The organism is uncultured Chloroflexus sp. (assembly GCF_937129525.1).
In the GTDB taxonomy this organism is placed as follows: Bacteria; Chloroflexota; Chloroflexia; order Chloroflexales; family Chloroflexaceae; genus Chloroflexus.
Window position 1 is genome coordinate 1 of record NZ_CAKZNK010000087.1, and the last position, 19,240, is coordinate 19,240.

The 19,240-nt window shown below is 57.9% G+C and carries 17 protein-coding genes; 8 read left to right on the plus strand and 9 right to left on the minus strand.

The window, feature by feature from the left end:
- The 8 genes from Q0650_RS10830 to Q0650_RS10865 all read left to right on the plus strand — a co-directional run.
- A partial coding sequence (locus tag Q0650_RS10830) for a zinc ribbon domain-containing protein (RefSeq protein ID WP_298818829.1) occupies positions 1–996 on the plus strand: 996 nt, incomplete at its 5' end.
- 351 nt (positions 997–1,347) lie between these two features.
- A complete protein-coding gene (locus tag Q0650_RS10835) occupies positions 1,348–2,373 on the plus strand; it encodes a LacI family DNA-binding transcriptional regulator (protein WP_298818831.1) in 1,026 nt (341 codons plus the stop codon).
- An 87-nt stretch (positions 2,374–2,460) separates the two neighbouring features.
- A complete protein-coding gene (locus Q0650_RS10840) occupies positions 2,461–3,939 on the plus strand; it encodes an ABC transporter substrate-binding protein (protein WP_298818833.1) in 1,479 nt (492 codons plus the stop codon).
- A gap of 66 nt (positions 3,940–4,005) precedes the next feature.
- Positions 4,006–4,995, plus strand: a complete 990-nt coding sequence (locus tag Q0650_RS10845; protein WP_298818835.1) for a carbohydrate ABC transporter permease — start codon at positions 4,006–4,008, stop codon at positions 4,993–4,995.
- Complete coding sequence (locus Q0650_RS10850) at positions 4,995–6,059, plus strand: carbohydrate ABC transporter permease (RefSeq protein ID WP_298818837.1); 1,065 nt, start codon at positions 4,995–4,997, stop codon at positions 6,057–6,059. The genes Q0650_RS10845 and Q0650_RS10850 overlap by 1 nt, the downstream gene beginning before the upstream one ends.
- A 7-nt stretch (positions 6,060–6,066) precedes the next feature.
- Complete coding sequence (locus Q0650_RS10855) at positions 6,067–7,917, plus strand: glycoside hydrolase family 3 N-terminal domain-containing protein (RefSeq protein ID WP_298818838.1); 1,851 nt, start codon at positions 6,067–6,069, stop codon at positions 7,915–7,917.
- Positions 7,918–8,077: 160 nt separating this feature from the next.
- Positions 8,078–8,914 (plus strand): glycoside hydrolase family 16 protein, encoded by an 837-nt coding sequence (locus Q0650_RS10860; protein WP_298818840.1) that lies wholly within the window; start codon positions 8,078–8,080, stop codon positions 8,912–8,914.
- Positions 8,915–9,017: 103 nt separating this feature from the next.
- On the plus strand, positions 9,018–11,474 hold the full coding sequence (locus Q0650_RS10865) for a glycoside hydrolase family 3 C-terminal domain-containing protein (protein WP_298818842.1): 2,457 nt from the start codon (positions 9,018–9,020) through the stop codon (positions 11,472–11,474).
- Between the two features lie 215 nt (positions 11,475–11,689).
- Here Q0650_RS10865 and Q0650_RS10870 read toward each other — a convergent pair whose 3' ends face one another.
- The 9 genes from Q0650_RS10870 to Q0650_RS10910 all read right to left on the minus strand — a co-directional run bounded on the left by Q0650_RS10870 (position 11,690) and on the right by Q0650_RS10910 (position 19,235).
- Positions 11,690–12,442: an SCO1664 family protein gene (locus tag Q0650_RS10870; protein ID WP_298818844.1), complete on the minus strand. Its 753-nt coding sequence runs from the start codon at positions 12,440–12,442 to the stop codon at positions 11,690–11,692.
- 114 nt (positions 12,443–12,556) lie between these two features.
- On the minus strand, positions 12,557–13,081 hold the full coding sequence (locus Q0650_RS10875) for a DUF3090 domain-containing protein (RefSeq protein ID WP_298818846.1): 525 nt from the start codon (positions 13,079–13,081) through the stop codon (positions 12,557–12,559).
- A gap of 4 nt (positions 13,082–13,085) precedes the next feature.
- Complete coding sequence (locus Q0650_RS10880; protein ID WP_298818848.1) at positions 13,086–13,778, minus strand: histidine phosphatase family protein; 693 nt, start codon at positions 13,776–13,778, stop codon at positions 13,086–13,088.
- A 266-nt stretch (positions 13,779–14,044) separates the two neighbouring features.
- On the minus strand, positions 14,045–14,548 hold the full coding sequence (locus Q0650_RS10885; RefSeq protein ID WP_298818849.1) for a HugZ family protein: 504 nt from the start codon (positions 14,546–14,548) through the stop codon (positions 14,045–14,047).
- Positions 14,549–14,585: 37 nt separating this feature from the next.
- Positions 14,586–15,695, minus strand: a complete 1,110-nt coding sequence (locus Q0650_RS10890) for a DUF3524 domain-containing protein (protein WP_298818851.1) — start codon at positions 15,693–15,695, stop codon at positions 14,586–14,588.
- 57 nt (positions 15,696–15,752) lie between these two features.
- Positions 15,753–16,445 carry a TFIIB-type zinc finger domain-containing protein gene (locus Q0650_RS10895; protein ID WP_298818853.1) on the minus strand — a complete coding sequence of 231 codons (693 nt, stop codon included), beginning with the start codon at positions 16,443–16,445 and terminating at the stop codon, positions 15,753–15,755.
- Positions 16,446–16,472: 27 nt separating this feature from the next.
- A complete protein-coding gene (locus tag Q0650_RS10900) occupies positions 16,473–17,141 on the minus strand; it encodes an alpha/beta hydrolase (RefSeq protein ID WP_298818855.1) in 669 nt (222 codons plus the stop codon).
- Entirely contained in the window at positions 17,138–17,743 is a 606-nt protein-coding gene (locus Q0650_RS10905) for a LysM peptidoglycan-binding domain-containing protein (protein WP_298818857.1), read from the minus strand. The genes Q0650_RS10900 and Q0650_RS10905 overlap by 4 nt, the downstream gene beginning before the upstream one ends.
- A 103-nt stretch (positions 17,744–17,846) precedes the next feature.
- The gene (locus Q0650_RS10910; RefSeq protein ID WP_298818859.1) at positions 17,847–19,235 is read right to left on the minus strand and encodes an LCP family protein; all 1,389 of its coding nucleotides are present in this window, start codon (positions 19,233–19,235) and stop codon (positions 17,847–17,849) included.
- Between the last annotated feature and the right edge of the window lie 5 nt (positions 19,236–19,240).

A 19,240-nucleotide genomic window follows, 5' to 3' on the forward strand; every position in this document is an offset into this window, starting at 1 on the left:
GCCGCGCCGCCGACCGTCGTCATCCCCCCTGACCGACCCGCCGCGCCGCCGACCGTCGTCATCCCCCCTGACCGACCTGCCGCGCCGCCGCCAACGACCGTTATCCCACCTGAGCGGCCTGCTACTCAGCCCACGCCGCCAATCATTCCACCCACACCGAGCGCAAGCGCGCCACCAGACCCTTTTATGCCACCGTCATCGGGGTATGGTCAACCGGGTAGCAACATCCCCTCTTACATCCCGCCAGCGCCACCGATTTCAAACAGTCAACCTAACCGGAAGCTGATCTGGGGGCTGTTAGGTGGAATTGGGTGTTTGCTAATCATCCTGGTCGCAGCCTGTGGCTTTATTCTGGTCGCACTGTATACAACCGCTACCAATGAGGTAACCAGCGTCTTTTCTACACCTGCGGTGAATGAAGGCGGAGGCGGAGCCGTCGTATCAGGCATTGGTGGAACGGAGCTGCTGCGCGACGATTTTGATAACCCCACAACAAGCAGCCTGGGTGTTCGTAATGACAGCAGCTCAAGCTATTCCTTTGAACAGGGAAGCTACGTGATCGAGGTCAAGGAGCCAGAATTGCTGGTGTGGGCATTGATTGAAGGTAACTATCGGGATGTCGTGATTGAGACCAGTTACTCAACGCCACTTAACGCGCCAAATCTGGCTGCCGGACTGATCTTCCACTATCAGGATGAAGATAACTTTTACCTGTTTAGTGTCTCGAATGACGGTTACTATGCGCTTGAGCTGCTCGAGAACAACCAGTGGATCACACTGATCGACTGGACGCAACATAATGCGATTGCAGCGGAGAGTAATCGACTGCGGGTTGAATTGAGCGGCGATCAAATCACGCTTTTCGTTAATGACCGCCGGCTAGAGCAAACCCGCGATCCAACTTTCACTCGCGGTGAAGTGGGGTTGGCAGTAACGAGTTTCGATGAAGGTGGAGCGGTTGTGCGTTACGATGAGATCATTGTGCGACAGCGCTGATCTTGTGGCACACCGACGATAGATTGCATTCGCTGCCTCCTTTCCCACGTTGCGCGAGGGGAGGCAGCGTGTATTTCTCTCGCTCTGGTCAGTATGTTCCCCATAGAGGCGCGGCACTACCGCGCCCATCCCCCCTCTACCTCCGTAAAGACTGCACTGCCGCGCCATCCCCACTACCGCGCTGCCCCGCCCGACACTCACGAAGGTACCCCTCTCGTCGCAGCGCGATAACCCTGGAAGCGCTTTCACGGTTTTGTGCAAGTGATTCGCGCTTTTTGACAAGCCAGCCGCTCCTTCTTTCGATACGATAAGCGTAGTTGGAAGCGTTCCCAGTCAGTGGCGGCAAGGCATATGAACATCACTCTTGATGACATCGCCCGGCGAGCCGGAGTCTCTCGCTCGACTGCATCGCGGGTACTCAATAATCACCCTCACGTCAACCCGGCAGTGCGTGAGCGAGTCTGGCAGGCGATCCGTGACACCAATTATCAGCCCAACCATCCGGCTCGTTCGCTGGCCAGCCGCCGCTCACAGGTGATCGGGATCGTCATTCCCCAACCGATTAATGCATTATTCGCCGATCCCTACTTCCCGCTCTTGATTGAAGGTATTGCGCAGATCTGCAACGAACGTCAGTTCTCAATCATGCTGGAGCTGGCTACTACTACCACAACCGATGGCAACCCCTATCGTCTGATCGGTCAACGCGGGTTTCTCGATGGCGCGATTGTTGCGTCAGCCGTCGAAGACGAGTTTCTTTTGCAGTGGTTGACGCGCGAGACGATACCGGTTGTGGTAGTAGGACGCATTACGTCGCATACTTCCATTCCCTACGTCGATGTTGATAATCGCTACGGCGCGCAGAAGATGATCGAACATCTGCTCGAGCAGGGGTACCGGCGAATTGCGACGATCACCGGCCCGATGAACATTGTGGCCGGGCGCGACCGCTTTGCCGGTTACTGCGATGCGCTGACGGCTGCCGGATTGCCGGTAGTGCATGAACTGGTGATTGAGGGAAATTTTAGCGAGCAGAGTGGGTACAACGCAATGCGGACACTCTTGCAGTGCGATCCGCTTCCTGATGCGGTCTTTGCCGCCAGTGACATGATGGCTCTGGGCGCGTTGAAAGCCGCGCGCGCCGCCGGATTAGATGTCCCTACTGATCTGGCGCTTACCGGCTTTGATGATATTCCACTGGCTGCCGCAATGACCCCGCCACTTACTACAGTGCGCCAGCCGATTGGCGAATTGGGCCAGAGCGCAGCCCGATTGCTGCTCGATTGGATCTCGTCCGCTGCCACGCAACCGGCAGTTCAGCAGGTAGTTTTGCCCACTGAATTGATTGTGCGCGACAGTTGTACTCGATCCTGGTGAAAGGAGGTGATGACGGCAGCTTCTCTACCCACATTTCAACGGCAGGTTTGATAACAATGGTGTAGCTGTTCCAGAGGAGGAGACGCGATGAAATCGTTCAAATTCACACTCCTGGGCCTGATGCTCATGTTTGCCACCCTGATCACTGCTTGCGGTAGCGGAACGACAACCCCATCTGCCCAACCAACCAGTGCGCCTGCGCCAACCGAGGCCGCTCAGGTACGTCAGCCAACCCAGGCGCCGGCACCGGCGCAAACTGATCGTATCAAGGTGCGCTGGTTCGTTGGTCTGGGGGCCGGTTCTGATGAGGGCGCTATTCCAGCCCAGAACGCCTTCGTTGAACGCTTTAATGCCAGCCAGGATAAGATCGAACTGGTGATCGAGATTGTCGATAACAATGTCGCTTACGATACGCTGGCCACTCAGATTGCTGCCGGTAACGCTCCCTGCCTGGTTGGTCCGGTCGGTATTCGCGGTCGTGACAGCTTCAAAGGCGCGTGGCTTGACTTGCAGCCGCTGATCGACAAATACAACTATGATCTGAGCGACTTTGACCCCAATCTGGTCAAGTTCTATCAGGTGAAAGAAGAGGGTCAGCTTGGCATTCCGTTCGCGATCTTCCCCTCATTCATCATCTACAACAAGGATCTGTTCGACGAAGCGGGCCTGCCCTATCCACCAGCCACCCATGGCGCGCCGTGGGTCGATGAAAACGGGGTTGAGCGACCGTGGAACATGGAAACCCTCACCGAACTGGCAAAGAAGCTGACCGTCGATGTCAATGGGAACGATGCTACTTCGCCTGATTTCGACCCGGAAAAGATCGTGCAGTTCGGTTGGATGAACCAGTGGACCGACCCGCGCGGCATTGGCACCTTCTTTGGCGCCGGCTCGCTGGTTGACGAGAATGGCAACGCTCAGATTCCTGACCATTGGAAGGCGGCCTGGAAGTGGACTTACGATGGCTGGTGGAAAGACTGGTTCATTCCGAATGGCCCTTACGGTGGCGCAGACTTCCTGCAAGGACCCGGTGGCCCCTTCTCGTCCGGTAATCTGGCAATGATCCACATTCATATGTGGTACGTCGCGCCGTGGGCATTGGGGAATGTTGACTTCGATTGGAATCTGGCTGCCACTCCCAGCTACAACGGCACTATCACGGCCAAGATGCATGCCGACACCTTCGGTATCCTCAAAGGGTGCCCCTATCCCGATGCTGCATTCGAAGTGCTCACCTACATGCTGAGCGCCGAGCACGTTAATGAACTGCTCACGATTTACGGTGGCATGCCGGCCCGCCTGTCATTGCAGAATGACTACTTCCAGCAGTACAATCAGACCGCCTTCCCCAACAAGAGTGATCTCAACTGGAACGTAGTGGTCGAAGCGATGGCATATGCCGATAATCCCAATCACGAAAGCTGGATGCCTAGCTTCCAGGAAACAACTGACCGCTACAACGAATTCTGGAACTATCTGGCGAATACACCTGACGCCGACTTCGAGGCTGAAGTCGCCAGGCTGAAGGACGATTTGCAGAAGATTTTTGACGCAGCAAACAAGTAGGAGCAATGACCGATCGGCAGCCCTGCGCCGTTTACACAGGGCTGCCGATTGACAAGGAGGTCGGCGATGGCGCCTTTACCAGAATTCGGTGGCATCCTCCGGCGCGGTTTAGCCAAACCGCAGCGACGAAAACTGAGCAAGCTAGAAAAGAAAGAGATCAGTTGGGGACTATTCTTTATCAGCCCGTGGATGATCGGATTTCTTCTCTTCTATTTGCTGCCGATGATTGCGTCGTTTGGCTTTTCGCTCTACGATTTCAATCCGGCTGTCCCTGATCAGGCTCGCTTTGTCGGTTTAGCCAACTGGGAACGCGCTCTGTTCAATGATCAAGAGGTCTGGCTCTCGTTGGGCCGAACCATCCACTTTGCGGCCATTTCGTTGCCGATTTCGCTCCTGTTTGCGCTCTTTCTGGCCGTTTTGCTCAATTCTGAGCATGTGCTGGGCAAAAGTGTGTACCGCACCCTCTTCTACATGCCGACGATGATCCCATTGGTGGCTACTGTCTTGATATGGAATGGAGTGCTGAACGATCAGACAGGTTGGATTAACGTTATCATCGAGCGGCTGACCGGGATTCGGGCCACCGGCACGCAGGGCTTGCGCTGGCTGGCCGACCCTAATCTGGTCTACTACGCCTACACAATGTTTGGATTGTGGGGTGTTGGGAATGCGATGATCATCTTTCTGGCCGGCCTGCAAGGCGTGCCTACCGAACTGTACGAAGCAGCTCAAATCGACGGCGCCAACTGGTTCCACCGCCTCTTCTTCATCACCATTCCGTTGATCACACCGGTGATCTTCTACCAGCTTGTGTTGGGAGTGATCGGTTCGCTGCAATATTTTCTGGCCCCCTTTGTGCTCAACGGCGGCACCGGTTTCCCTGAGGGCATGACCCGGTTTTTCATGATCTACTTCTACAAGCAGTCGTTTACCTTCTTCAATATGGGCTATGGCGCAACGCTGGCATGGTTGATGCTGTTCATCGCCATGGTGATCACGATTGTCCTCTTTGGCACCTCGCGGTTCTGGGTCTTCTACGCAGGGGAGGAACGGTGATGGTACACGCTCAACGCATGTTCGGTGGCGGCCTGCGCAAGTCAACCCAGGTCTTGATTGCTCGCATTACGCTCACCAGTCTGACTCTGGCGATCCTCGGCTTGTTTCTCATCCCGATGGTGTATGGCATCACCACGGCGATGAAGACCGATATTCAGATCTCCAGACCCGGCGCGCCGTGGTGGCCGGCCAGCACCCGCACATTCACTTATGAAGGCAAGGCGTATGAGGTCTATCTCGTGCCGATTGATGGCACAATCCGCGAGCTGGCTCTCTACCGTCCTGGTCGCCAGAGCAGTCTGTTTATCGATCCGGAAAATCCTGATGCCGGGCCGATTGAGTGGCAAGGCCAGTGGCGACAACTCGAACGGGCCTGGACGCTCGACATTCAGTGGGCCAATTTCACCCGGGCCTGGAATACGATCAATTTCCCCAACCTGCTGCGCAATACGCTGATGTACGCTGGCATTACTACCTTTGGCGCAGTGCTGTCAGCGGCGTTGGTGGCCTATGGCTTCGCTCGTTTCCGCATTCCCGGCAAGAACATTCTCTTTATGATTATGCTTTCGACGGTAATTTTGCCTGGAGCGGTGACTCTCATCCCCACCTACTTCGTCTTCCTGCGCATCGGCTGGGTCGGCACGTGGCTACCGCTGATCGTACCGGCTTTCTTTTCTTGGGGAACGAATGTCTTTCTGCTCCGTCAGTTCTTCCTTTCCATCCCACGTGATCTGGAAGAGGCGGCGATGATCGATGGCGCCAGCCCGATTCGGATCTTCTTCTCGATTATCCTGCCCATGTCGCGCCCGGCGCTGACGGCAGTCGCCCTGTTTCACTTCTTCTGGGCCTGGAACGATTTCTTTGGCCCGTTGATCTACCTGGCCGGCAATCCAGATCTGTATCCGATTACCGTTGGTCTCACCGCATTTAACAACCTCTACTCGCAATCGACCAATCTCATCCAGGCCGCGTCGCTGATTTCGGCAGTGATTCCGATTGTGGTCTTCTTCTTCGCGCAACGGATCTTCCTGGAAGGGGTTGTCATCAGTAACCTGGAGAAGTAGGCGAGCTATGCGATGGCGACTGCTCTGCCTGATCGGATTGGGGTTGTTCATTGTCGGCGCTTGTGGAGCGCCTGCCGCGCCTCCAATTGCAACCGCAGTGGTCAATCAGGCTGCCACGATGTCGATTGCCGAACGGGTTGAGGCACTCTTGCAGCGAATGACCCTGGCCGAAAAGATCGGGCAAATGACCTTGATCGAGAAGAATAGCCTGACTCCCGATCAGGTGCGGGAACTGGCGATCGGTGGCATACTCAGTGGCGGAGGTGGTTACCCAACCACCGAAAATTCACCGCAAGCCTGGGCAGCGATGGTGAACACCTTTCAGCAGGCTGCGCTTGAAAGTCGACTCGGCATTCCGATCATCTATGGCGCCGATGGCGTTCACGGGCATAACAATCTCTATGGCGCGGTAATTTTTCCGCACAATATCGGGTTGGGGGCCGCCAATGATCCATTGCTGATGGAGCAAATCGGACGGGTGACCGCGATTGAAATGGCAGCCACCGGCGTCTTGTGGAATTATGCGCCCGGGGTGATGGTGCCGCAAGATGTGCGATGGGGCCGCGCTTACGAAGGGTATGCCGAGCGGCCCGACCACGTGGCAACGCTGGCCAGCGCCTTTCTACGCGGGTTGCAGGCTGCCGATGTGGTGGCGCCGCAACGGGTGATCGGCACTCCCAAGCACTTTCTGGGCGATGGCGGCACAGCCTGGGGATCGTCGAAGACCGAAAACTATGCGCTTGATCAGGGAGAAACCATCGGTGATGAGGCATGGCTGCGGGCAGTGCATCTCCCCCCGTACCAGGCAGTGATCGATGCAGGAGCGCAGGTAGTCATGGCCTCCTATTCGAGCTGGCAGGGAACAAAGATGCACGCCAGCTCTTACTGGCTGACCGAAGTGCTCAAGGGCGAAATGGGGTTCACCGGCTTTATCGTCTCTGACTGGGCCGCGATTGATCAGATCGACCCTGATTATTATCGCGCAGTTGTGACCGCAATTAATGCCGGCATCGATATGAACATGGTTCCCTACGATGCCCGGCGCTTTATCGATACGCTGACCCGAGCAGTTCAGGCCGGTGAAGTGAGCGAGGAGCGGATCAATGACGCAGTGCGACGGATTCTCACCGTCAAGATGACGATGGGACTCTTTGAACATCCCTTCGCTGCGACCGAATTGATCGGGCAGATCGGCAGCCCCGCTCACCGCGAGCTAGCGCGCACAGCCGTGGCTAAATCGCTCGTCTTGTTGAAGAATGAGCAGCAGTTGCTCCCGCTCGCCAAATCGATCCCACACCTTTTCATCGGGGGCCAGGCGGCCAATGACCCCGGTATGCAGGCTGGCGGCTGGACAATTGAATGGCAGGGCAAAACCGGCCCGATTATTCCGGCGACGACGATTCTGGAAGGCATTCAGGCCGCCGTTGCGCCGCAGACGGTGGTGGAATATGACCGCTACGGGCGGTTTAGCGGTGATCCAGGCGCCGATGATGCGGTTTGCATCGCGGTCGTGGGCGAATTACCCTACGCGGAAGGCCGGGGCGATAGCGCTCAACTTAGCCTGCCACCAACTGAACAGCGCGCGTTGCAGCGAATGGAAGAAGCCTGCGCGCGCCTGGTGGTTGTGCTGGTCACCGGTAGACCATTGCTGATCACCGATTCGTTGCCGAAATGGGATGCGCTGGTTGTAGCCTGGCTGCCGGGGAGTGAGGGGGCCGGCGTTGCCGATGTGTTGTTTGGAGATCGCCCGTTTACCGGCAGACTGCCAGTGACCTGGCCACGCAGTCTCGATCAGCTCCCACTGGGGAGCGGCACCGGCGAGCCGCTCTTTCCGTATGGGTTTGGCTTGCAACCGTAGGGCAGGATTGCCCGGAGCGCTGCGCCAGAGTACCCGATCGAGTACCCCTCATGTTTCCGCTAGACGAGGGGATCGATGCTCAGGTGATAGACGAAGTGCTGTCATTGAACGCCTTGCCGCCGAACTTGATCTGATCAGCACAGGGAGAAGGTGAAGGACTGTGAGAGTACGTATGACCGAACGGATTATCCGTCGCTGCTGCCAGTGCTGGTTGGCGCTCCTGGCGCTGACCGGATGCACAACGACGCCTGCGGCGTCGATTGCCCCCGAACCTCAACCAACTCCATCGCCGTGGACGTTGGTTTGGAGTGATGAATTTGACGGCGAGACTCTCAATCCACGAAACTGGTTGTTTGACAAGGGCGCTGGCGGTTGGGGAAACAACGAATGGCAATTCTACACCGACCGGCCAGAAAACATTCGGATTGAGAACGGTGTCTTGATCATTGAAGCGCGTAAGGAGGAATACCTGGCCTGGGAATACACCTCAGCCCGTATCAAAACCCACTACCTGCACTCGTGGGCGTATGGGCGGATCGAGGCGCGGATCAAGTTACCGCCCGGAGGCAAGGGTATCTGGCCTGCCTTCTGGATGTTAGGCGAGAACATTGCCACAGCCCGCTGGCCGGCGTGTGGCGAGATCGACATCATGGAGAACATCGGTAATCCAACGGTTGTTTACGGCACCGTACACGGGCCAGGCTATTCTGGCGGCAATGCCATCTCGCAATCGTTTACCAGCCCGGTCTCGCTGGCCGATAATTTCCACCTTTACGCGGTGGAATGGGAAGCCGACGAAATTCGCTGGTACGTCGATGATCAACTCTACCACACCGTTCGGCGTGATCAAACGCCAGGCGAGTGGGTCTTCGATCATCCCTTCTTTATCTTGATCAATCTGGCGGTTGGCGGGAACTGGCCGGGGTATCCCGACGAGACAACCGTCTTTCCGCAACAGCTTCAGATCGACTACGTGCGGGTCTATCAGCAGAGCTAATCAGGCCGGAGGGAGCTGACGGTTTTCCGCACCTCACCTCCAGTCAGGTCAATTTGCAAGAGTTGGTCAAGTCATCACGCAGAGCACAGGTAAAGGACACAGTATGCTTCATCATGACACCGAAACAATCGACTCCCTGCTCACCCAACTAACCATCGAGGAGAAGATCGCGCTGATCGCCGGCGCTGATGCCTGGCACACCGTTGCCATCCCACGCCTGGGCATACCGGCCATCAAAGTCACCGATGGCCCCAATGGCGCCCGCGGTGTGAGCCGCAACGGCGCCCATACCTCGGCCTGCTTCCCGATTGGGGTGGCAATGGGAGCGACGTGGAATCCGTCCCTGGTGCGTCAGATCGGCGAAGCGCTGGCCGAAGAGACCAGAGACAAAGGCGCGCATATCTTGCTCGCGCCGACGGTCAACATCCATCGCTCACCGCTGGCGGGACGCAACTTTGAGTGCTTCTCGGAAGATCCCTACCTGACCGGCACTATGGCAATTGCGTACATCACCGGGTTGCAAAGTCGTGGCGTTGGCGCATGCATCAAACATTTCGTCTGCAACGACTCAGAATTCGAGCGGTTTAGCATCAGCTCTGATGTCGGTGAACGACCGCTGCGAGAAATCTATCTGCGCCCATTCGAGATGGCAATTCGGCAAGCCAAACCCTGGACAATCATGTCGGCTTACAACCGGATCAACGGCGTCTGGGCCAGCGAAAACCACCGGCTCCTGGTCGAGATTCTCAAAGGTGAATGGCAATTCGATGGCCTGGTGATGTCTGACTGGTACGGAACGTACAGCGAGCGCGCAATCAGCAACGGTCTCGATCTTGAGATGCCGGGGCCGGCGCGCTGGCTCAGCCGGGAACGGGTACTGGCAGCGCTTGAGCGCGGCGAGTTGCGTGAAGCCGAGCTTGATGACAAGGTACGCCGACTGTTGCGCGCGATCGAGCGGGTAGGCGGCTTTGAACGGCCAGCGCCTGCTGCTGAACAGGCCAATGATCGGCCCGAACACCGCGCGCTGATCCGCCGCGCTGGTGTCGAGTCAATCGTGCTGCTGAAGAACCAGGCCAATCTCTTGCCCCTCCAGACCGAACGGCTCCAAACCATTGCCGTGATCGGAGCTAACGCGCATTGGGCAGCGATTATGGGTGGTGGTAGCTCGGAAGTTGCGCCGCACTACGTGGTAACGCCCTTGCAGGGTATTCGCAATCGCGCCGGCAGTCATTGTCGCGTTGAGTATGCCATCGGCACGCCTATCTTCCGCCGCTTACCTCATCTGGATCCGGCCTGGCTGCAATTACCTGATAGTGATCGAAGCGGGGTACAGCTCGATTACTTCGCCGATCTGGATTTCGATAGCGCGCCACTGCGCACCGATACGCTGAATACCCTGGAAGCAAGCTGGTTTGGCGATCGGATTGAATATCTAGACCTTACCACCTTTGCCACCAGACTAAGCTGCGATCTGTTGCCACCGCATACCGGAACTTACCAGTTGGGGTTGTCGTGTATCGGCCAGGCTCGCATCTGGCTCGATGGCGAACTGGCGCTTGATCGGTGGCACAAAGAGGTTATGGATGGCAACGAACAGCGCCAGACGATCACGCTGGAAGCTGGACGCCGTTACCGGCTGGTCGTCGAATTTCGCTGGCCGGTTGCCGGTAACTGGCGAGGGCTGCAAGTGGGGCTATGGCCGGAAAGCGACCGCGACCCGATTGAAGAGGCTGTCGAACTGGCCAGCCGGAGCGATGTGGCGATTGTCTTTGCCGGTCTGACCAAGGAATGGGAGAGCGAAGGCTTCGATCGCAGCGATATGGAGCTGCCAGGACGGCAGAACGAATTGATTCGACGGGTAGCGGCAGCCAATCCCCGCACAATCGTTGCGCTCAACGCCGGCTCACCGCTCAGCATGCCGTGGCTTAATGACGTTGGGGCCGTGGTACTGGCGTGGTACGGCGGTCAAGAGGCTGGCAACGCCATTGCCGACGTACTGTTTGGCGATGCCGATCCGGGTGGACGCCTGCCGACCACCTTCCCCAGGCGGCTGGCCGACAACCCGGCCTATATCAACTATCCTGGCGAAAACGGTCACGTGTTGTACGGCGAAGGGTTATTTGTTGGCTACCGTTACTACGACCGGAAAGGAATTGAACCGCTCTTCCCGTTTGGCTTCGGACTGAGTTACACCGACTTCGCATACAGCAACCTGCGCCTCTCAGCCAACGCTATGCGCGCCGACGAAACGATCACCGTCAGCGTTGATGTCACCAACAAGGGAACGCGCGCCGGGATGGAGGTGGTACAGCTCTACATTCACGACCAGGCAGCCCGGTTGATGCGACCCGACAAAGAACTGAAAGGCTTTTCCAAAGTAGCCCTACAGCCAGGTGAGACAACGACCATCACCTTTACGATTGACCGACAGGCGCTCAGCTACTACGATCCGGCGGCGCCGGGTTGGGTGGCCGAACCGGGTGGGTTTACCGTTCTGATCGGTCGCTCAGCGGCTGACATTCGGTTGCAAGCGCAGTTTGAATTACTGAGCAGCGAATGAGCGATAGACACTGGTGAACGCTAAACACGACAACCGTGGGGCGAATCATTGCCTGTTCGCCTCGCGGTTGTCATATCGACCACTCCACAGAACAGAACGGTGTTCCCGTTAGCAAGATGAATGTCCGGCGGCGAGCAACTGGAACACGGGAATATCACTCGCTCCAAATGGTATCAGTTATTGAGCAGGGTATGCCATCAACATGCAGGAAGCTTCTATACTGGCGGCCAGGGCACATGGGGGCCAGGGCCGGGAGGCGGGTAGCGACCGGTTTCCAGCAGATGGTTGAGGCGGCGGCGCAATGCCCGCACCTCAGCTCGATCGAGCAGGGTATAGAGTACGTTACTCAATTGCGGATTCTGATCGAGCTGCTGGCGAAAGCTGGCAAAAGCAGCCATAACCTCATCGGGCAGCGGCTCGCCGACAAAATCCCAGAGCACGGTACGCAATTTTGGTTCGACATGGAAACAGATGCCGTGATCGATAGCCCATAAGCGGCCATCACGCCCTTGCAGGCAATGACCACTCTTGCGGTCGGCATTATTAACCAGGCAATCAAACGCGCAAAGTTGCCGAATCTCCTGTTCGTAACCGCCCTGTTTCAACATGGTAAAGAGATGCACTTCTTCATCATTATCGATGAAGAGCTGCACCATACCAATCCCATAAGGCCCGTCGCGCACCACGGTAGGAGGCACCAGGTGAAAGCCAAGCGCCTCACTCACCACGTAGGCCGCAGCTTCGCGCCGGTAGAGAGTACCACGGGGGAAATCCCACAACGGGCGCTCACCGCGCTGCGGTTTATAGACCGCCAGCAGATGCAGATCTTCGTGGACAACACTGGTGAGCAGGGTGTAGTTACTGCTATACGGCATTGCTGCTTCGACGCTCATCTCACCCTGGGCCAGCGCTGTCAATACGCGAGCGACGCTCAATTCGTGCGAGTCATGCGAGTGGCTGCGCTCCATACCATTTCCTTGCCGTAACGGAGACTGACACCGACACGCAACACTGACCAAAATACCGCAATGAGCAGCGCTGCTCTGGCGATCTGTCAACCCGGCGCGCGTCTCGCGATCACATCAACTGTAGACCGGACCGTGACCGTTGCGGTGCGGGCAGAAATGGCCGCTCGGGTCAATCGGGCGACCACAATTTCCACAGATTGGACGACCGGCAGCGACAACTCGCTCAGCATGGATGCTGAGCGCCTTCATCTGTTCGCGGGTAGCGGAAAAGCGTGCCGACAATGGCTCGTCGTCGCCTTCTGGCATCCCTTGCGCCAGTAATACCACCCGATCGCGCTCACTATCGTATCCTAACCCCAACTGGTAAATACGAAATTCTGGTTCGAGCGGCTCTTCGAGACTCATATCGGTCACCAGCAAATCGTCAGACGTAGCCAGCCGCGGGTTGCGCTCGCCAATCGTCTCGAGCAATCGGTTGATTGCGTTAGCCAGCTCGCGAATCTGTTCCTTCTCGGCCAGTAAGGTCACCAACCGGCTACCACGTCGGGCCTGCAGGTAAAAGACGCGCCGACCGCGCGGCCCGACTGCGCCGGCAGTAATCCGATGCACCGATTCCAGATCAAACGTAAACTCTGCCATGGTACTACTGAGCCTCCGTCGACAACGGGGACACTGGCGCCGGTTCCGCTGGCGCGGCAGGTGGTTTGGGGCGGAGGTGGGCCAGCGACCCGGTCTCATTGTAGGCTAACAGGCGTGGACCCATCGGCTCAAAGGCAATAGCACTCAATGAGCACGGATTGATCACCAGCCGCTGAAACAGGTCAATATGCATGCCAATATAGTATGCCAGCGCCAACCGGATCAAATCAGCGTGCGATACAACTGCAATCATCTCACCCTGATGGCGCGCGCGCAATTGATCAAGCGCGCTCACCATCCGCATTTGCGCTTCACCTAAGGTCTCGCCATTGGGGAAACGAGTGCCACTGGGATAGTGTTGCACTCCAGGCCACAACTCGTGCTTATAAAGGTCTTTCAGCTCAGCTCCCTCCCATTCACCGTAACGCACCTCACCGAGCTGCTCGACGATGCGCAACGGCAGACCACGCGGTTCGGCAATCGCGCGCGCCGTTTCCACACAACGGTCAAGCGGACTCGTGTACAGCGCCGTAATCGGCAAATCGCCGAGCCGTTCGCTGAGCGCTGCCGCCTGTCGCCGGCCCTCTTCGCTGAGATGAACACCCGGTAGCCAGCCGGCCAGCCGGCCATGCACCCAGTCGTTCATACCGTGGCGAATTAACAGCAGGATGGTTGGGCGGCGTTCTGGTTCTGACACAACTGCACCTGTCATCTTTCTGTGTTTGGAAATTACCAGGCGTGGACAACAATCAAGGGCTCAATCTGCTACGTTCGCCCTTGAGACGTTCGGCAAGGCAACTAACGACCGCGCAAAGCTCTTGCATTACGTAGAACACTACTCACGGGCTGAAAGTCAAGTGGCTCCTGCGCGCGATGATTGTGCCCTACCTTCACCCTGGCTTTGGTGAATAGAACTTTTCGCTCTATGTCATGATACCATGGATATCCGTCACAACGAACGTACTAGGCCGGCTCTACCCCGCTCGTAGACAGCGATGCGGTTAGTCTGGCCGCATCGAGAGTGAAGGCGCGCCCAAAGCCACCTACGTAACGCGCTTCGCGCAACTCAACCCGGAACAGGGTGAAATCAGGCAAAGAGAAGAGATGCTGCTGGCCGGGCAACCGCGCCAGATAACAAGCCTGCGCCTCTGCATAATCGGGCGCATCGCGGAAAACTGGCTGCGCAACACCTTGCAAGGTCACCCGCGCTACTGCCTGCGGATCAGGCACACTATCCGGCGAGGCAGTGATCAGGAGGGAGAGTCGTGGATCGGCCCGCAGATGGCCGGTATGCGCCGCCAGCCGGCTGAGCAAGAGCAATAACCCCGGCGCGTACCCGTCACGCCGCTCTACCGCATAAAGGACATACGAAACAAACGGCGCGCCTTCCGGCGTGATCGTACCAAGAGCCGCAGTATGGTGTTCTTCAATGAGCCGACGCAACGCAACTCGATCTTCGTGACGCATGCATTCACCCTCTTCCCGGTCAACAACCTGTTAATGATCATAGCGCTGTTCGCGCATTGGCGGCAATCTCGGCCAGTGCCGCATCGTAGCGAGGAGCAAGAAACTCCCAGCGATATGGAGCTGCCAGCGCCATCCAGTCGCGCCGGCTCAATTCTGGCAAGCGCGCGATCAGGCGTTCGAGCGCCGCCGGTAATGCGGCATCATCACTGTACAGACAGTCGTCATGCCAGGCTGACGGGATGAGGTCAGGGTAGTTAAGGCGCGCCGGCAAAAGGGGCACACAACCACAGGCCATAGCCTCAACAATTGCGATCCCGAAGTACTCCTGAATTGCCGCTGAAACCACAATATCAGCCTGCTGTAACAGGCGCAAATAGGTATCACGATCTGCGGCATACCCCCAATGAATCGTCTGCGCAGCCCAACGTTCGCGCGCGGCAACCAGATCGGCGGCAGCAGGATCAATATGCTCGCCGGTAACAATCAGGCGAAAATCGATCCCGCGCGCCGCCAGGGTTTCCAGCGCCGCCATAACCACCTGCGGCTGCTTATCGTACTCCCAGCGCGCATTCCACAGAATCACCAGCGGCGCGGCTGGCTCACGCGGCAACCTTGGCGATAACGGCGGCAGATCAAGGCCGGGGGGTAAAACCAGCGCTTTCGCCGCAATTTGATCGACCGTCTGCAACTCGTGATAATCGTGGTAGCGTCGCAACAGTTTCGGTAGCGCGGTAAGAAAATCGTGTTGATGAAACGCGGAATTGAAGATCACTGCATCAGCTACCAGCGCGCTGGTGAAATTGATCCACGCAAAGGCATCATCACGTTTGCGTCCTGGCGGCAGTGGGTAGGTTAGTTGATTTTCGTGAAAATAGACCGCCATCGGCACACACCCCAACTGACGACAGGTCAAGGCGCGCCAGGTTGCCAGATCGAGCATATCGGTCGCGACAATCAAATCGGGTGGCTGGCGCAATGCAGCGACCTGGCGGGCCAGCGTCACTGCGCCGCCGCGCATGCGCCAGCGCCAGCCACCGGCCTGGCTGAGCGTGATCAGGGTAACGCGATGCCGGCTATGCGCGGCGTACCCTGCCGCCACCGCCGCATGCGATCCACCGTGAAAGGGATCAAGCCACCAGATATCCATAAACCCAGGCATCTCAATCTAACGTACCGGTCAACCGAAGTAGCGCATCACCCTGGATCAATCTTCCACCCGCATCAGATATGCATTCACTCCCGCCGTTCCCAGTTGCGCTTCCAGGTTGAGCAGATAACGCAACGGCTGCCGGTAAGGATGATGATCGTCAAGCATTCGCGCCGCCGCTTTCCGGCTGCCGAGTTGCAAGAGGTGATGATACGCCACCCATTCGGCATGCCCTTCCCGCAGAAATTCGTTTTGGAGGAGTGGGCAATGCTCTGATTGCCAGGCATGGGCATACTCGTGCGCTGCTGTGATCCGAAACATCAGTTTCGGCAACCCGTGCAAAACATAGATCACACGAATATGTTGCTGGCGTCGGTAAAGACCAAGCGTATGTTGGCCGCGCGGCAACGGGCCACGCAACTGAGACATCGTGGGCGCGTCAACCAGTCGAAATGCTACCCCGATGTTCAACTGCAACCCCATACCCTCAACCAGCATTGCCGCCGTCTGCTGGAAAATCTGCAATGCCTGCGCCGGATCGTAGATCGCTACCGCGTGGCAGGCATCACACTGTCGCCGTCCATCGTGTAACTGCCAGAATCGATTGCCCAGCGGCGCGCCACAGGTATCGCAGCGGGGTCGGGTCGCAATACACTGTGGACAAAACCGGTCGGGCCGGTCAACCAGCACATAGTAGCCGTTGGTCAACGATTGTCCACAACTGGCGCAACGCGAGCGATCAACCGGCATTGCCTGCCTCTACCTCACCCGAAAGAACTATTCTCCACTGTGCGGCGGCGGCTCATCAAGACGTTCAGACAGCCAGTGCTGCATCAAGCTCAACCCATTCGGATGCAAACTATGCCCAACCGGATCTTCGTGGTAGCGATGGCGCGGCGCATACGGCGCCAGTAGATCGCGCGTAGCGCGGGCCTGCTCGACCGGGATCACCTCGTCGTAGCTCCCATGGAGCTGGAGAATAGGCAATCGCGCCAATCCTGCCGCTGGCGGCGGCATAGCCAGCGCCGGATCAAGATAGCCATTCGCCGCAATAATGCCGGCCAGGCGTTCGGGAATGCGCCAGGCCAGTGCCAGGCTGAGAATGGCGCCCTGACTGAAGCCAAACAGGTAGGTGCGCTGCGGATCGGTGCCGATCCGATCCGGCAGTTCACTTACAAAACGGATGAGCAGCTCAACCGCCTGTGCCCGGCCAACCGGATCGGGGATGAGGCGTCCGGGAGCGCCGCTAAGTTCGTACCAGGCAAAACCACCCCATGGCAGCGCAATTGGCGCGCGCGCGCTTACGATATGCATCCGGTCATCGATCAGGTCAGCCAGCTCAAACAGATCGCGTTCGTGGCTACCAAAACCGTGCAGCATCAGTAACAATGGCGCCGGCCCGGTCTCAATGAGCGGACGACGTTCAATTGTGCGAATGGTTGTCATGGAATCACCAGTTCCTGGCCCACACGCAGGTTATCACCCTGCGCGGGAGTAAGATTGTTGGCCTGCAAGATTGCTTCAATTGTAACGCCAAATCGGTCAGCAATCGCGCGCAACGTATCACCAGCCTGCACGGTATAGCGGCGCGGGCCGGCGGCAGTCGGCTCTGGCGTTACCGTTGGTTCCGGCGTCGCGGTTGGTTCCAGGGTTGGCGTTGCCGTTGGCTCCGGTATCGCAGTTGGTTCCAGGGTTGGAGTGATCGTTGGCATCGGCGTCGTCGTTGGCCTTGGGGTCAACGTCGGCACCGCCGGCAACGGCGACAAAGTGGGGAACACCGGTACCGGCGCCAGTTCCGGCTCGGTCACCGCAGCAATCGGCGGTTCCCATGCCGGCAGCAGGGTCAAATCGCCGATCCGCAGTGGCGGCAACGGATTGCGGCTGATCGTCAACAACGCCACTGCGGCAATCGTCAGCAAACCAGCCGCACCCAGCCCAACGCCAACACTGCCAATGCGTGGCTGGAGGAGACGCAGCAGGATGGCGCCAAGCGGTGGCGCCAGCAAGGCTAATCCGAGCAGGAACCAAAGGGTTGTTTCCGAGAGCATACTACCGCTCGTCATTACAAATTACGCAAGCGCAGAAGAAACCACGCGATCGGCATCCCATTCAGACACCGGGCTGAATGCTCTTCCGACAACCAGCCAGAGATCACGGCGCCAGTGCCCACTGCGGATTGTAATCCTGTCCCAACACCAGCACAATATCGGCGCCCAGCGGCTGTGGCGGCGCATCAGGCGGCGGTGTCGCGAAGACTTGCGTTGCCGGCAAGCCGAGATGAGCAGCCAACCGCGCCAATGCCGTCGATTGACCGGTGTAATCGATCAGCATAGTTGTCGCCCGTCGTTCAGTATTACCGGGTGGCAAAGTTCGAAAACCAACACTTTCCAGCGCGCGACTGACCCGCGCAGCCAGACCATTCACCGGCGTTCCATTGAGCACCTGTACATTGGCCGACTCACGGTCAAGTCGCGGCCCGGCGCGCACTCGATCGACCAACGCCATCAGATCACGCCGGTTCCAGTAGATATCCGATCCAATCTCGGCCACTACCGCCACGTTACGCGGATTGATACTGAACGTTGCCACCCGATCGGTGTCGATCATTCTGGCCAAATCGATCAACTCGCGCAACGCTGCCGGATCATCAATCGGCAGCGTCGTCTTGATGCTACGCTGCGCCTCGGCAAGCAGAGCCGACACGGCGCCAGCCTGATCGAGCAAGCCACGCATGCGTATCGTCGCGAGCGCAGCGCGCAAAATTTCCTGTTGACGACGCGCGCGGTCGAAATCGCTAGAGCCGTGGCGCGAGCGGGCATAGCGGAGCGCAGTTGCGCCATCAAACACCTGCAACCCGGCGGGGATCAAGATGCGTTCGTAGCCGTAATCCTCAGTGGGAAAACTGCTATCAAGCAGCGGATACGGCACATCAATCACCAGGCCGCCGATTGCGTCGATCAGTCGTTCAAAGCCGGCAAAATCGATTTGAACCACATAATCAACCGGCAGATTAAGCAGTGTAGAGACTGTCTCGGCGGCTAATGCGCCTCCTGCCGCCGCCGGATCAACGCCGCGACCGTACAATTCGACAGCATTGCGATAGCCGTAACTATAGGCAGCGTTGATCTTTTGTTCGCCAAGGCCACGAATGACGGCAACCGTATCGCGCGGAATCGAGAGCAAACTCACCCAGCGCTCAACCGGATGCACATAAGCCAGCATCAGCGTATCGCTACGCACTCCTTCGGCGCCATCAGCGCGCCGATCGATCCCCAGGAATAATACCGTAAATGGCTGGCGAAAGATGGTATTTGCAGGAGCGCTCCTGTTCGACTGACGCGGATCGTCTAGCCGTAGACCGGCTACTGTCGCATTCCACAGTGACACTACACTCCAGGCTGCCAGCAACAAAGCGAGCGCAATCCCACCCGTTGCAACGATACGCCGCCAGCGCTGCCGCCGCTTCGCGCGCAGATATTCCACCCGCTCGCGCGCGCTCAACCGCGCGCGTTGCTGTCGCTCATCACCATACCGATCCATACATA

Excerpts from the sequence above, each read along its gene's own strand:
- Q0650_RS10900 (WP_298818855.1), bottom strand. The coding sequence starts at position 17,141 with ATGACAACCATTCGCACAATTGAACGTCGTCCGCTCATTGAGACCGGG.
- Q0650_RS10890 (WP_298818851.1), bottom strand. The coding sequence starts at position 15,695 with ATGGATATCTGGTGGCTTGATCCCTTTCACGGTGGATCGCATGCGGCG.
- Q0650_RS10910 (WP_298818859.1), bottom strand. The coding sequence starts at position 19,235 with ATGGATCGGTATGGTGATGAGCGACAGCAACGCGCGCGGTTGAGCGCG.
- Q0650_RS10905 (WP_298818857.1), bottom strand. The coding sequence starts at position 17,743 with ATGCTCTCGGAAACAACCCTTTGGTTCCTGCTCGGATTAGCCTTGCTG.
- Q0650_RS10865 (WP_298818842.1), top strand. The coding sequence starts at position 9,018 with ATGCTTCATCATGACACCGAAACAATCGACTCCCTGCTCACCCAACTA.
- Q0650_RS10855 (WP_298818838.1), top strand. The coding sequence starts at position 6,067 with ATGCGATGGCGACTGCTCTGCCTGATCGGATTGGGGTTGTTCATTGTC.
- Q0650_RS10835 (WP_298818831.1), top strand. The coding sequence starts at position 1,348 with ATGAACATCACTCTTGATGACATCGCCCGGCGAGCCGGAGTCTCTCGC.
- Q0650_RS10895 (WP_298818853.1), bottom strand. The coding sequence starts at position 16,445 with ATGCCGGTTGATCGCTCGCGTTGCGCCAGTTGTGGACAATCGTTGACC.
- Q0650_RS10845 (WP_298818835.1), top strand. The coding sequence starts at position 4,006 with ATGGCGCCTTTACCAGAATTCGGTGGCATCCTCCGGCGCGGTTTAGCC.
- Q0650_RS10840 (WP_298818833.1), top strand. The coding sequence starts at position 2,461 with ATGAAATCGTTCAAATTCACACTCCTGGGCCTGATGCTCATGTTTGCC.
- Q0650_RS10870 (WP_298818844.1), bottom strand. The coding sequence starts at position 12,442 with ATGGAGCGCAGCCACTCGCATGACTCGCACGAATTGAGCGTCGCTCGC.
- Q0650_RS10875 (WP_298818846.1), bottom strand. The coding sequence starts at position 13,081 with ATGGCAGAGTTTACGTTTGATCTGGAATCGGTGCATCGGATTACTGCC.
- Q0650_RS10885 (WP_298818849.1), bottom strand. The coding sequence starts at position 14,548 with ATGCGTCACGAAGATCGAGTTGCGTTGCGTCGGCTCATTGAAGAACAC.
- Q0650_RS10850 (WP_298818837.1), top strand. The coding sequence starts at position 4,995 with ATGGTACACGCTCAACGCATGTTCGGTGGCGGCCTGCGCAAGTCAACC.